The organism is Fulvivirga sedimenti (genome assembly GCF_020328055.1).
The window spans coordinates 1,198,610-1,212,412 of record NZ_JAIXNE010000003.1; the positions used below are offsets into that span (position 1 = coordinate 1,198,610).

General features: G+C 44.7%; 13 protein-coding genes. 4 read left to right on the forward strand and 9 right to left on the reverse strand.

What is annotated here, in order from left to right; all coding sequences use genetic code 11:
* Positions 1-14: 14 nt before the first annotated feature.
* The 3 genes from bglX to LDX50_RS17580 all read right to left on the reverse strand — a co-directional run bounded on the left by bglX (position 15) and on the right by LDX50_RS17580 (position 3,825).
* A complete protein-coding gene (gene bglX, locus LDX50_RS17570; RefSeq protein WP_225698613.1) occupies positions 15-2,294 on the reverse strand; it encodes a beta-glucosidase BglX in 2,280 nt (759 codons plus the stop codon).
* Positions 2,295-2,419: 125 nt separating this feature from the next.
* Positions 2,420-3,040, reverse strand: a complete 621-nt coding sequence (locus tag LDX50_RS17575; protein WP_225698614.1) for a hypothetical protein — start codon at positions 3,038-3,040, stop codon at positions 2,420-2,422.
* Between the two features lie 80 nt (positions 3,041-3,120).
* A complete protein-coding gene (locus LDX50_RS17580; RefSeq protein WP_225698615.1) occupies positions 3,121-3,825 on the reverse strand; it encodes a porin family protein in 705 nt (234 codons plus the stop codon).
* A 163-nt stretch (positions 3,826-3,988) separates the two neighbouring features.
* Here LDX50_RS17580 and LDX50_RS17585 point away from each other — a divergent pair, with 163 nt between their 5' ends.
* From LDX50_RS17585 to LDX50_RS17600, 4 genes are read left to right on the forward strand one after another with little or no spacing between them, the layout of a single operon-like run.
* Positions 3,989-4,849 (forward strand): TraB/GumN family protein, encoded by an 861-nt coding sequence (locus tag LDX50_RS17585; protein ID WP_225698616.1) that lies wholly within the window; start codon positions 3,989-3,991, stop codon positions 4,847-4,849.
* A 27-nt stretch (positions 4,850-4,876) separates the two neighbouring features.
* The gene (locus tag LDX50_RS17590; protein ID WP_225698617.1) at positions 4,877-5,329 is read left to right on the forward strand and encodes an RNA polymerase sigma factor; all 453 of its coding nucleotides are present in this window, start codon (positions 4,877-4,879) and stop codon (positions 5,327-5,329) included.
* A complete protein-coding gene (locus LDX50_RS17595) occupies positions 5,322-5,936 on the forward strand; it encodes a hypothetical protein (RefSeq protein WP_225698618.1) in 615 nt (204 codons plus the stop codon). The genes LDX50_RS17590 and LDX50_RS17595 overlap by 8 nt, the downstream gene beginning before the upstream one ends.
* A gap of 59 nt (positions 5,937-5,995) precedes the next feature.
* A complete protein-coding gene (locus LDX50_RS17600) occupies positions 5,996-6,889 on the forward strand; it encodes an SMP-30/gluconolactonase/LRE family protein (RefSeq protein ID WP_225698619.1) in 894 nt (297 codons plus the stop codon).
* 216 nt (positions 6,890-7,105) lie between these two features.
* On the opposite strand, the gene LDX50_RS17605 is transcribed toward LDX50_RS17600, so the two are convergent.
* The 6 genes from LDX50_RS17605 to LDX50_RS17630 form a co-directional block, all read right to left on the reverse strand.
* Entirely contained in the window at positions 7,106-7,990 is an 885-nt protein-coding gene (locus LDX50_RS17605; RefSeq protein WP_225698620.1) for a hypothetical protein, read from the reverse strand.
* A gap of 47 nt (positions 7,991-8,037) precedes the next feature.
* Complete coding sequence (locus LDX50_RS17610) at positions 8,038-9,852, reverse strand: M13-type metalloendopeptidase (RefSeq protein ID WP_225698621.1); 1,815 nt, start codon at positions 9,850-9,852, stop codon at positions 8,038-8,040.
* A gap of 74 nt (positions 9,853-9,926) precedes the next feature.
* Positions 9,927-10,346: a hypothetical protein gene (locus LDX50_RS17615; RefSeq protein WP_225698622.1), complete on the reverse strand. Its 420-nt coding sequence runs from the start codon at positions 10,344-10,346 to the stop codon at positions 9,927-9,929.
* A gap of 180 nt (positions 10,347-10,526) precedes the next feature.
* A complete protein-coding gene (locus LDX50_RS17620; protein WP_225698623.1) occupies positions 10,527-11,300 on the reverse strand; it encodes a hypothetical protein in 774 nt (257 codons plus the stop codon).
* 112 nt (positions 11,301-11,412) lie between these two features.
* Positions 11,413-12,600, reverse strand: coding sequence for an exo-alpha-sialidase (locus LDX50_RS17625; protein WP_225698624.1), 1,188 nt, complete (start codon positions 12,598-12,600; stop codon positions 11,413-11,415).
* Between the two features lie 49 nt (positions 12,601-12,649).
* Positions 12,650-13,777, reverse strand: coding sequence for an MFS transporter (locus LDX50_RS17630; protein ID WP_225698625.1), 1,128 nt, complete (start codon positions 13,775-13,777; stop codon positions 12,650-12,652).
* Positions 13,778-13,803 lie beyond the last annotated feature (26 nt).

Sequence of the window (13,803 nt, forward strand, 5' to 3'; positions counted from 1 at the left end):
ATTGTAAAAAGTTTCTAGTCAAAAAAGAACGTTGCGAATTCCTCAACATCTGAATTACCGCCGATAAACACCCGGAATTCACCCTTTTCTGCCTTTTTCTCAAGGTTCGCATGAAAAAATGCCAGCATCTGAGGCGTTATATCAAACGTTACCTCCTTACTTTCACCAGGAGCCAGGGTAACTTTCTTAAACCCTTTTAATTCTTTGATTGGCCGTACAATGCTCGCCTTCAGATCGCGAATATATAACTGTGCGATCTCAGTACCGTCACGGTCACCCTTGTTGGTGAGCATCACACTTACAGTTATATGGTTTCCACTCCGTACTGTATCATCACTTACTGAAATTCCAGAGTACTCGAATTGTGTGTAGCTGAGTCCGTATCCAAACGGATACAGCGGGGAATTCTCCACATCCCTGTATTTTGACAGATAAATACGCTCTGTAGGTGGTTCAGAGTAATCGCCCAAATAAGGTCTTCCCGTATGGGGGTGATTGTAATAAATCGGCACTTGTCCGACATTTCTTGGAAAAGTGATCGGTAATTTGCCCGAAGGATTATAGTCACCAAACAGGACATCAGCTGCAGCATGTCCGGATTCTGATCCCAGCGTCCATACACAAAGGATTGAAGGTATATTCTCATCGAGCCATGAAAGATCGAGGGGTCTTCCTGTCATCACCATCACAACAATTGGTTTACCGGTCTTTGTAACCTCTTCAAGCAGGGCAAGCTGATTGTCCGGGATTTTTATATTCGTCCGTGATGCCGCTTCACCATTCATCACCGCACTCTCACCCAATACCATTACAACAACATCCGAACGACGGGCGGCACTCATTGCTGAAGAATATCCGGCTTTTGAATCGTCATACATTCCGCAGCCTTCGGCATAGATTACGTTATTTTCTCCTGCCACTTCCTTGATCCCGTCGAGGAAGGTCACTGAATGTTCTTGCTCTCCAAAGAACGACCAGGTACCATTCATATCGGCATGGCTATCGGCCAACGGGCCAATGACCGCAATCTTTTTACCGGTTTTTGGCAGCGGAAGCAGATTATTTTCATTTTTCAGGAGTACAATGGATTTTCTGCCTGCATCACGTGCAGCCGCCAGATGCTCAGGGGTACGAATCTCATTTTTCTCCCGTTCAATTTGCGAATACTTGTACGGATCTTCAAAGAGCCCGAGATCCCATTTCAGTTCCAGTACCCGGCGAACTGCCTGATCTACCAGCTTTCCATCCAAACGTCCCTCACGCACAAGTGCCGGAATGAACAACTTATAGTAATCACTCATCATATCCATGTCGACACCCGCTTCAATTGCCTGCACAGTGGCCTGTTCAGGATTTACCGCATAGCCGTGATCAACCAATTCCCCGATAGAGTTCCAGTCGGAAACAATCATTCCATCAAAACCCCACTCACTTCGAAGAATCTGGCGCAATAATTTCTTATTTCCCGTGGCAGGAATGCCGTTCACATCATTGAATGCAGTCATAATGGTTGCGGCTCCCGCTTCAATCCCGGCCTTGTAGGGAGGCAGGTATATCTCACGCATTTTTCGTTCCGACATATCAACGGTATTGTATTCCTTCCCCCCATCGGGCGCACCGTAAGCAGCAAAGTGCTTGATACACGCAGCCATCGTTCTGGCATCGTCGAGTGATGTCCCCTGCAAACCGCGCACACGGGCTTTGGTTACCTGGGCTCCCAGGTATGGATCTTCGCCGGCCCCTTCCGCAACCCTGCCCCAGCGGGCATCGCGTGTAATGTCAACCATCGGGGCAAAATTGAAATTAATGCCTACTGCGGTTGACTCAATGGCAGAAATACGTTCTGCGGTTTCAATTGCTTCCATGTCCCAGCTCGCTGCAGAGGCAAGAGGAATAGGGAACACCGTTTGGAAACCATGAATCACATCGGCACCGAAAACGAGCGGAATGCCCAGTCGTGATTCCTCAACAGCGATGCGCTGTAGTCTTGCGGTATACGCGGCACCGTGAATATTAAAAAGACCTGTAATGCTTCCATTTCGAACCAGGCTGTCAAATCTCTCGGATTCCACAGTACGGCGGGTCGGCCCCGTATTGAACATATCCCCTACATAGAGGTTTAACTGACCTGCTTTTTCCTCAAGGGTCATAACTGTGATCAGGGAATCTATCTTTTGGGTTCTGGCACTTTTTTCAGTGTCTGACTGAGCCGAATCTCCTGTACATCCAACAATGCCAATCAGCAATGTGAACACCAGGCTGCCTGTGAGTAATGTGCGTTTTACGGGTATCATGTTGTTTCTGATGATGAAGGCAGCAATATAGTGAAATCACCCCTTAATTGGGAATGATAATCATCAACATAAAAAAGCCGGCACATATGCGCCGGCTTCCTAACTAAACCAAATTGAAGAATAGCCTAATAAATCCAGTCGAAAGACCCGTTGAAGCCTATGACTGAATTTGACGAATTCGGATCATCCTCATTTCGCAATGCGAAAATGAATTCTCCCGCTATCCGGCGAGTATCAGTATTGAGCCGCGTGATCTTTAACTCAAAATAGGTATCACCGCCAGGCCGTGTTGAAAATACAGTATTGCCACTGCCTATCTGCGTGCCAAATACCATTTCGGCATAGTTTTGCGGACTGTCTTTGCTGCTGTAAGTCCTGCCTTCTTCCAAATCATCGACAAGGTACAGCCGAAATGCGCGTGCATTCTGCTCGGCTGGCTGCGGGTCCCGTGTGATATAAATATCTATGTTACCCGGGGGTGCTCCATAGACATTAATGTTGTTCGCATTGTTGAGGGTAATGGTTGGATCGGGGGATACATTATTAAATTCCAGTGCTCCGGAAGTAATGGTTGAAGATGGATTCCACAGCTGGCTTTGAAGGTCATTGAGATTTACTCCAGCCTGCTCTGTTTGCCATTCAAAGGCGAACAGCGTCAGGTTGAGTGTATCGTCTTCGTTACATGCTTCAATTGTGAATAGCGTGATCAATGCCATGGCTGGCAGGATAAGATAAATCTTTTTCATGGTGTTCGGGTTTAATTATGAACAATGGCTGGGTGATTTGGCGGATATTCGAGCAAAAATTCGCCCAATCGATATAGTGATCAGTCGTCCCTGTTATCCTTAATCACATATCCCACGGAAAGCTTAAGAACACCATTTTTCACCTTGTAATACTTGTCATTTCCATCTCCACCGTCGTAATCATATCCTTTGGCGATGTCGATAAGTCCTATATCATAGCCCAGTTGGAGATTTATGCCATTGGCCAGTTCATAGGCCACTCCAATCGGAAGTGCCAGATCGAACCCACGATAGAAATCCTTTACATCCTCATCTTCCTCCAGTCCGAGGGCATCAAGAACTTCCTGCGTGGCATCATTCTTAACCTTGGCGCTCAGCAGGAAAGAGAATTGCGGTCCGGCAAATACGGAGATCGATCCATTGATGTGAAAGTGGACTAACACGGGTATGTCGATATAGCCCAGCTTCTTTTTATAGGTAATATCTGCCATCATGATCTCATTCGTCTGAAAGTCATAGATTTCAGTTTGTCCCTCATACTTCGGTCCCTTGGCAGAATAGAATATACCGGGCTGAATGCTGAGATTATCAAGGAGATAATAATCCAGATAGAGACCCAGGTGAAATTTGATCTGGGCTGTAGGGTCTACATTGGCCTCACCCCACTCTTTTACTTCACTTCCTGTGAAGTTGGCAAGGCTGGGTCCCAGGCGCGCTCCGATACGGAATTGCGAAAATGCCAGTATTGGTGCCAACACGATTGTAAGTAGTATAATCCTTTTCATGGTTTTCTTGTTTTGGTTATCAAAAGAATTGTCGATAGATGGGACTCAAGTTAGAAATGCCATATCCGGCTTTCAACCACATATAAATGTGGGCAGGTAAAAAAAATTGGGGAAATTGTAATTTCAGAAACCCATTCGATACTAATCAGAAAAAACTACCCTTATGAAACGAAGAATAATATTCAGCATATTGCTGGCATTTGCCGGAAGCGTCCTTCACGCACAGGAAACATCACTTTTATGGAAAATCACAGGCAAGGACATCAAGGATTCCTACCTTTTCGGCACCATACACCTGCTTTGTCAGGATGATTTCTACCTTCCGGAAACGGTAAAGCAATCCCTGGCCACATCAGAACAGCTGGTCCTTGAGCTCGATTTCGACGACCCGAACATGTATGCAGATATCCAGAAGTATATTATGCTTGAAGACGATCAGTCATTAGCCGATATGCTTACAGAGGAGGAAATGATTGCCTTTAAATCTTTCTTTACCGAACGGATGGGTATGCCGGCAGACAACCTGGTAAAGATCAAACCATTCATGCTGATGAGCATGATCATGCCCGTGGTGCTCGAATGCCCCCCGGCTTCCTATGAGCAGACACTTGTTGGCCTCGCAAAAGAGAACGAACAGGAAGTAATCGGATTGGAAACGGTAGAAGAGCAAATGGACGCCATTGATTCATTTTCACAGGATGAGATGGCAGATATGCTGATGGAATACATCGTTGATATCGATGATATGAAAGCGGATTTCGGACAAATGGTAGCTGCTTACAAAAAACAGGACCCCGAATTATTGCTCGAATTCATGAATGAACAAGTCGCTGAATCGGGCATGGAGGACTTCAATGAGATCATGCTGGTCAATCGCAACAAGCGTTGGATCGATCGTATCCCGGCGATTGCTTCAGAGAAAAGCACATTCTTTGCCGTAGGTGCCGGCCACCTTGGAGGTGAGGAAGGCGTGATCAAATTATTGCGGAAAGCAGGTTATACTGTCACCCCAATCACCGAATAAACATTGGAAGAAGCACAGTTTCTTTTAATGATTCAGCAACACTCCGGGATTATCCGCAAGATCCTGTATCTGTACGCGGATAATCCTGAAGATCAGGCAGACCTGCACCAGGAAATCCTGTATCAGGCCTGGAAATCAATCGACAGGTTTAAGGGGAATTCGAAATTCTCGACCTGGCTGTACCGTCTGTCGCTGAATACTGTGCTGACTCACAAACGCAAGAACAGTCGTTTAAAAAAAGAACCCATGAATGAATCTCATGAACAATCTGTCCTTTATCCTGAACCAAGTGACAAATCAGATCTCCTTTGGAACGCCATAAAGAAGTTGGGAGATATCGATAAAACACTGATCAGTTTGCATCTCGAGGATTACTCCAACGATGAAATAACAGAAATCCTGGGTATCAGCAAGAATCACGTCGCTGTAAAACTGCACCGGATCAGGCAACAACTTGAAAAACAACTCTCAAATGTCTGATCTGAAATTACTTTGGGAAACGGCCAAGGAGCGACACGGAACTGAAGATATCATCAGCCGGGAAATCGTTCACGAAGCAATCAAACGGAAATCCGGAGGCGTTATGGATAAATTACGCAAATCGGTATTATACAAAATGTGGTTCTCTGTTTTCTCATTTGCGCTGCTGATTCCATTCATCATACTTTCAGACGATTTTGCCGTAATCATTTTGCTGACTGTGGTAGAACTGGCCATGCTTGCCGGTGTATTTTTCTTCTATAAGGAACATAAAGAACTGAAAAAAGATATCGATATCACTGCCAACCCCAGGGATGTTATGACACGATTCTCGGCAAGAATCCGCCGGGTTATACATTATGAAGAGATGATAGGCCTTACAATGTATCCGCTCTCGGCCTCGGCGGGTTTCATAATAGGTGTGAATGCAGATCCTGATATTGATCCCTTCTTTAATGAATGGCATGAGTGGGTGATCTTTTTTGTTGTTATTGCCATCTTAACCCCGCTTTGCCACTGGCTTACCAAATGGATGAACAGGATCACATTCAAGAAGTTGCTCAACCGGCTGGAAGAGAATATTCAACAATTAGATACCTCAACCTAACATGTTATGATTTGATGTGTTAATTTCGGTGAACAGTTCCATTTTTACTTAAAAGTATTATGACAAAGGGCATACTAACATTTTGCATATTCATCGCGTTCATTACCGGTTGCGGAAACCCGGATAAACAGGAAAACCAGGAAGAAATTAATAATTCAGAAGAAATAACATCGGAAATTGATGTTCCCCTCTCACCTTCCCTCACAATGGTTTGGGAAACGGATACTGTACTCACTACCGTTGAATCTGTTCTGTTCGATCCGGGCAGCGAAATCCTTTATGCCAGCAACATCTCCGGGAATCCTACTGAAAAAGACGGAATCGGGTTTATAACCAAATTGTCGAAATCAGGTGATATAATCGAATTGGAATGGGTAAAAGGCCTTAATGCACCCAAAGGAATGGCAATTACGGGCAATAGACTATACGTTACCGATATCGATGCGCTTGTAGAAATAGAACTTGCCAGCGGGAAAATTGTAAATACCTATGCTGTGGAAGGTGCTGAATTCCTGAATGATGTAACCACCCATAATGGTATCATATATTTCTCAGACATGAGTACCGGGAAAGTACACTCGCTTGAAAATGGGATGGTTGACACTGTTCTTGAAGGGCTCGAAAGCATCAACGGACTAGCGATCGATACAAATGGTGTTTTGATCGGCCTTGATGCCGAAGGATTGAGAAGATATGCTCAGGAAGCTCCCGTTATGATCAACGATGGTGTTACAGGTGGCGATGGCTTGATTGTACTGGATGCCAACACGTATATAGCGAGCCGATGGCAGGGTGAAATCTACCTCATTAAAGACGGTCACGAATATTTATTGCTGGATACCAAAGCCCAGCAGGCTAACACGGCTGATATCGGATTCATTCCGGATCAGAATGTTATTCTGGTCCCAACGTTTTTCAAAAACAAGGTTGTTGCTTATCGGCTCAATTATTAAGGGGTCTGCAGGATTATTTCCGTGGTTAATGGCAATCAGTGGGTAGTATTTTCTTTGCTGCCAAAATGGCGAATGGCAACCAATATGACCCCTGCCAGGACGGCTAAGAGCAGCAATTCATTCAATCCGATGAGATTCCACCAATGCATGTAACAATATAGAGAGATATTTACCCCTTTACATCACCCAAATTGGGTGATTTTCCATACAGGTAAATTAGTTGCAGCGCAAGGAATAGCCAGCATAGTAGCGCTCATCATTTGCATAGATTTTTTCCTCTTCGATGCGCAGGACAATCTCCAGAGGCAATAGTTTTTTGTCGTTGAATTCCAGCCTGAGAATCGTTTGCGGACCTTTTCCCCGGACAGACCAGGTACCTCCATTTTTGCCTTTGTAGTCACTGCCATTCTGCTTGAACCACCCCGATTGTTTTACCTGCGATCGGAAAGTTCCGTTTACACACAAGTCGATCGTATTCTGTTTCTTGGAAAACTCCATCAGTTCAAAGGCTACGAGCGTTTTGTTCGCCAGAAATCGCTGCCAGTCAAAATCCGAATATATATTGGCTTCTCCCGGCTCCGAGAACTGACCCGATCGCATCAGCGAAAGCATCTCATCCCGGATCCCTTCAAAAAACTGGGAAGGCGTAATCATGAAAAGGGAAACGCACGGACCGAATCCCCCGCATTTTCCAATGATAAATCCACGGTAGGATTTATTAATATTCTCACCTTCCGCTGTCACTTCCGAAAAGATCATATCACCCTCCTTTTGAACATCAGCAGCTTTGATCCTGATGCCATCGGTAAGATTACCACCCTGTTCCCATGCTGCCTCGAGGGTTTCAAGGTTACTGTTCTCCCGGGCCAGAAGCACAACTTCACCGCTCGTGCCGTCGTTCTTCGCCAACGCGAATACTTCAGTACCCTGCGGCAGGAAACCCGACCATTCCTGAGGTATGGTGGCCGTAAATCCATATTTGGGTGAATTGATGGTTTCACCCGATTTATAAAGTACACCGGGTTTAATGCGATCGGTATTTTGTGCCGACACGGTAGCAATGCACAAAGTAAAAATTATAAGGACAGGGGTAATCTTCATACTTCAATAATTAGATATGGAAATTACGAAATTCAGAGAACATACCATCACCAAATCCGAATTCGTGCATCCGGCACCAGGTACAGGGAGTCCTGTTCGGTCACGTCGAATGCCTCATAAAAAGCATCCAGATTTCTAACCGCCCCGTTTACACGAAGGTAATAAAGGGAATGCTCGAATTTTGAGATGAATTCCCTGGATTTTACATCATTTCGGTATTCACGTTGCGAATTCGCAAATGCCATGAAAAATCGCTGAGCCCCGGTATATCCGTCTCTTCTATCATTGAAAGATGGCAATTCAGAAAACGCTTTATAGGCAGCGCTAAGACCCATAATGTCGGAGAAATTTTCATTGATGGTTTGCCGGCCGTTCAACGTATCTCCGGCCGTCGTCAGATAGCTCCCATATTGTGAAATTAGTTTCTGCTCCAGTTCATTAAAGAACTTAACATCCTGTATTTTTTCGGAATTGAAATCCACCAGATGCGCCATCTCATGACCAATGTAAAATCCCAGTCCGCCGTAATTATAGGCTTCATCAAAGGACTGGCTGTAGAGCGGGTACTGATTGAAAGCAATTGGAAGATAGACTGTATTCATGCTCTTGATGCTCGTCGGACTATCATCTAGGGTATTAATCCGCCATTTTCCCGGTGGAATTTTCCCCGCGCCCAGATATCCGATATCCTTCGAAATCTGAAATTCCCGGGCCCTTCGGTAATTACCTACCGGATCGCTCTTTTTTATAACAAGTGACGAATAGTCTTCGTAAAATGAAGGATACGAAACCTCAATTCGTGTAGTATCGAATAAAACGGATAATCGATCTCTTGTTGGATCGTCGAGCCAATCTGCCTGCCTTAAATTACTTATCATCGCACGGCGTATATTTTCGGCCATAACTTTGATTCCCGCCTCCTTTTTGGAATCATAGTGATATTGCTTGTGGAGCCTGATCAATGCATCATTGCAGTATTTCATTAAAATCTCAAATGCATATTGATCCGAGACCCGAAACAGTCTATCGTTCTCCTTAATGATTGTATAGGTGTAAAAAATTTTCCATGACGATAGAGGATATTCGGCGATCAGGCTATCCATCTGAAAGGACAGCGGATTGGCAGGCAGCTCAATGTATTCATGGTCGGTCAAACCGAGTTCTCCGAGCAACGCACCGATATGAGGAATTTGGTGATAAAAGGCACTGTCTGCACGTTTATAAGGCTTACCGTATTGCTGTTCAATCTTATTAATCTTATGATAGATCGAAGCAACTTCTCCCGATTCCTTTTCTGTCCAACTGCTGCCCAATAATTTCTGAACCTCTTCGGTTATCTCATTTAGAAAGATATTGTAATTCGGACCGGAACGAGATACAGGATCAAACTGAACACTTCCAGGCTTGAGTTGTAAAACATATGACTGATCATACCTTGCGTAGAATTCTCCTGAAATGGGTCCGCCATAACCCCGCCTGAACATAGCTGCCATCATGGGGATTACATCCTTTTCCAATTGAAAGCTGTCCAATAAGGCCAGCTCTGCTGTCAATGATGCCCCTTCATCGTTATCATTAATCGGATCGGCCAGGCTGTGATAAAAATCGTAGATTTTAGAATACATCTCAGTTTCGTGATTCTCCTTCAACAGCTCCAGCAATTCCTTCTGAAGTCGGTGCCGCATTTCAAGGTTAACAGTTTCTACCTCCTTAGAGGAATCAACTTGCCAGTTGCCATTTACAAAGTGATAGAAATCATTACCCGGAAGTATGGTAGTATTTACATACAATGCGGGTTTATTTTCAGATGTGGAGCAGGCAGCAAGCAAAAGGGCGAGGAAGAAAGTTGTAAAAGCCCTCATAGACGTAATATTGAAAAATTAAGAATTCAATATATAATCATTTACACAAAAAATAATACTTTTCCCCCAAAACCTTAATCCATATCTATACCAAACTCCCGCTGAAGTTTATCGCCACAGCAGGGGCATACAGCGGTATCCCAAACAAACATTTCTTCTTCACAGGACCAGCACTTAAATACATCCTCAGCATAGAGTGAATAATCGTGCCATTCAATATTTTTATCAACCGCCCGGATCATACTCTCCATTTTGTGATGCTCTGTCTTTTGTAGTTGGGAAATTTCAGGATTCATGACAATCTCCTCCAGGTTATCGGAGATATACTTTGCCTCAGGGGGGATCTGCGTCCAGTTAAGCCTGCGGGCTTCGACTACCTGGCATGACGGACAAATCACTGAAATGACCTGGTCCCGTGATGCATGCTTATGACCAAGAGGGCCAGTATATGAAAACGAACATTGCCTGCAATTGAAATGATATGCCTTTGCCATACTTTAAGAACGTCAGGTGCAAGCCTGAAAGGTATACTATTTTAAAGATTCTCGATGAAGCAGGCATATTACTCGACAAACTGATAATTTACAATCCCCAAAAAGGGGTAAATCGTCACGCGGGCCATAAAAAAAGCCCGGCCATATGGCCGGGCTTATCTCCACGCTCAATCCAACGTCTCAGTCATTGCAATCAAATGATTTAACAAAATTATTGCGTATCTGGACAGCCAGGGCTGTATTTGAATTTTCATTGATGCGAATTACTCCATCTTCATCTTTGATCGCCTGGGAAAAATCCACCCCTTCGAACAATTGATCCAGATCAAATAATACCAGCACGCTGTTCAATGAATTTCCGTCCAGCTGAAGTCCGTCCTCATCTTCAAATTCAATTTCAAAAGACGCTCCTGTAGAAAATTCGACATCCCACTGCTCATCATTCGCGTCTTTATAGGTAAGTGCAATAAATACCGATCTGTTACCTTCCATAATCGGAGCAACCTCCATTTCGATTTCTTCATAACGGCCCGGAATTACATCCGCCACTCCAAAATCAGGAGTACTGGTTCCATTGATCAGATCCACAATAAACGCTCCCTCAAACTCTATTTCATCCTCATAATCATCGGAATCATCGTCGTTATCGTCAGAATCATCGTTGGAAGAGTTGTCATCATCTGAATCATCATCACTGTCATCATCATCATCACTGTCATCGTCATCATCCCAGTCACTGTCGACCAGTTCAAATTCAATTTCAGTTACGCCAATAAGAATCTCATTGAAGGTAATCTCATCCGCTGCCCTGCCAGAAGCGTTAACCTTTCCATTCGCTGCAACAGCCTTCATCTGAAGATCAAGTTGTGCGAAGGGCAGTGCAGGATCGTTATTTCCATCACATGCAGAAACCAGCATCGCGATTACCAACAGTGTCATTACAATATTTCTCATCTTCACTATCATTTTGATTTTAATTTTTAATCTGTTTGATAATGAAACCGTCTGACAGGTGATTTTCCTACCATACCGGACGCAAGAATTAAAAAAATAACGACGAAACGCCTTAAAGAGGGATGAACGCACTTCTGATCACGTTGTCATCCGGATCCGTCCAGGCGATAATGATCTCTTCAGCTCGGCGGGTAATGCGCGGGAAGCCACTGCTTCGTGATTCTGAAGAAGAAGCAATCAGATAGCGGGATTGCACATAGCCATCAGCGGTTACTATGGCTCCCCTGATGGCCGCGCCTTCCATCCAGGTTACGAAGGCACGGGTAGAATCGATCAGTTCAATATCAACCCGCCCTATCGGAGAATTTTCATTGATTCGAACGGGGGCATTAAAGGATTGACCTCCATCGTTCGAAAAAATAAGCTTCACTTCAGGCTTGTCATTGGCCGCGGTGAACCAGGCAATTGCCACTGTATTTTCAAGCGCACTGATCTGCGGACCATTTACGGGACACCCCTCAACCATCCACCCGTCACGATAAATCAAAACCGGATCTGTCCATTTGTTATTAACAAACCGAACGATAGCCATGTCACGAAATTCATTTTCTGAACGGTCACGATAGACCACTACCGGACCACGGGCAGTAATGGCAGCGGCCGTCTGGCAGCAATCACAAACACGATTATCCAATTCCCATTCGCCCTTTCTGGTACCATCACTTCCCAGGATGGCTGCACGGAGTGTCATTGCTCCTTCACCGTGGGAACCTGTAGTATTTCGTCCATCAAGCCAGGAGATGAACACATCAGTACCGGAGGGTACCATCGAAACAAATCCGTGTTCTGCAGGGACGCCATCTTCGTTCAGCGTGAACGGGGTGCTCCAGCTGATACCACCGTCAGCCGATCTGCGCAGGTATATATCGTAATTATATGTTCCCGGATCAGTCTTCTGAAGATAATGCGCGAAAATAATCTCACCCTGGCTCGTAACCAGGGAAGGAAAATCAGCCCAGTTCACAAACCAGTCAGCACCTTCGGCAATAGTCTGTATTTCCGACCATTGCTTGTTGCCCAGGTAACGTGTATACCGAAGTTGTGCAATTTCACCACGGGTGGTTGTCCAGGATAGAAACGTATTACCGCTGATATCAGTAAACAGGTTGGGAGCCTCACTGGGAGAGTCGGAAACTACAAAGTTTTCGACATCAGGAGAAAGTTCTGTTTGTGCCGTATCGCTTCCGGAACAGGCATTCAACACAATCGCGGTAGTAAGAAGAATTAAAATTTCACGCATAAGAAACACTAAGGACGTGAAATTTTCCTTTACATGAAACCCGCAGCACTTACAGTGCGTACCAAATTTCAAAGATTCCCTCAGCAATAGCCGAAGCTCCTAAAAACGCGCCGATTCCAATGGTAATATGCCTGGGAGCGATCCTGCCAAAGACATATGGAAGTCCGGAAACATTGGCTAGTCCGAATCCGGTTGCCAGCAAAAGACTGCCTGCAACAAAGAGAACTGAATTATTCCCTGCCATTAAAATGATGAGAATTCCAATGATCATCATACCTATGGTATATTGAAGTACACTTCTTATACCCGTCCGAATTACATAACGGCTGCTTACAAATGCAATCAATGCTGCAAGGCCGAGTGCCATGAACGAAAACTGATCTCCATTAAATATTTTAAGGGGTGAATTGACCGGTATATATTCTACCAGAAATGCTCTTCCAACGCCGAGCATTAAACCAATTTTAAGAATGGTTGAAACACTTGTTTTTACTGATCCGGGATTTGCACTTTGCTGAACACGTTCGTATACTTCATCAGTGGTAAGACGGTAAAAAAGATAACCGGTTCCCAGTACCAGTATGCCCCCGACAACGAATGTAAGTGTTTCCCCAAAAAACTGAATCAGTGAAATAACCAGGGGCTCCAGCGAATAGATCAGGTCGGTGATCAGAATAACCACACCCATCGCGATGGGCAGGTTTTTCTTGTTCGCGAAACTAACAAGCATCGAATAGGCAGGTGCTATAAATACTGCCATGCCGATCAGCCACAGAACTACCATCACTGGCAATATGGCCGCGATACCATGCTCAGGACCCAGGCTGATAATGCTTGCAACGATCATGAAAATCATTGCCGTTGCACTGATGCCGATCATATAGGTCATGAAATACTTACTTCTTCGGGCGAGATTTCGGTCAGCAATCCATCCTGCCACAACGGGCACCAGGATAAGTACAAGCGCCTTTACAAAAACAAGAAGGGTGGACAATCCGGTCAGCCCGAAACGCTGCAGTAAAACAGGCTGATATTCAAGATAGGCGATCCATGAGATAGCAATCGCGGCATTGAGGGCACCCAGACTGAGAACCTCGGGCCATTTAATTGAAGTATTATCCAGTGTGATAACGGGCTGTGAAGACTTTACGCCAGTTTGTTGGGAATAGGTATACATATTAATGCTAATCGATCCGCATATGT

Coding starts and splice junctions, on each gene's coding strand:
- LDX50_RS17605 (WP_225698620.1), bottom strand. CDS start 7,990: ATGAAGATTACCCCTGTCCTTATAATTTTTACTTTGTGCATTGCTACC.
- LDX50_RS17625 (WP_225698624.1), bottom strand. CDS start 12,600: ATGCGTGAAATTTTAATTCTTCTTACTACCGCGATTGTGTTGAATGCC.
- LDX50_RS17575 (WP_225698614.1), bottom strand. CDS start 3,040: ATGAAAAAGATTTATCTTATCCTGCCAGCCATGGCATTGATCACGCTA.
- LDX50_RS17610 (WP_225698621.1), bottom strand. CDS start 9,852: ATGAGGGCTTTTACAACTTTCTTCCTCGCCCTTTTGCTTGCTGCCTGC.
- LDX50_RS17620 (WP_225698623.1), bottom strand. CDS start 11,300: ATGAGAAATATTGTAATGACACTGTTGGTAATCGCGATGCTGGTTTCT.
- LDX50_RS17630 (WP_225698625.1), bottom strand. CDS start 13,777: ATGTATACCTATTCCCAACAAACTGGCGTAAAGTCTTCACAGCCCGTT.
- LDX50_RS17615 (WP_225698622.1), bottom strand. CDS start 10,346: ATGGCAAAGGCATATCATTTCAATTGCAGGCAATGTTCGTTTTCATAT.
- LDX50_RS17580 (WP_225698615.1), bottom strand. CDS start 3,825: ATGAAAAGGATTATACTACTTACAATCGTGTTGGCACCAATACTGGCA.
- LDX50_RS17600 (WP_225698619.1), top strand. CDS start 5,996: ATGACAAAGGGCATACTAACATTTTGCATATTCATCGCGTTCATTACC.
- LDX50_RS17595 (WP_225698618.1), top strand. CDS start 5,322: ATGTCTGATCTGAAATTACTTTGGGAAACGGCCAAGGAGCGACACGGA.
- LDX50_RS17585 (WP_225698616.1), top strand. CDS start 3,989: ATGAAACGAAGAATAATATTCAGCATATTGCTGGCATTTGCCGGAAGC.
- bglX (WP_225698613.1), bottom strand. CDS start 2,294: ATGATACCCGTAAAACGCACATTACTCACAGGCAGCCTGGTGTTCACA.
- LDX50_RS17590 (WP_225698617.1), top strand. CDS start 4,877: ATGATTCAGCAACACTCCGGGATTATCCGCAAGATCCTGTATCTGTAC.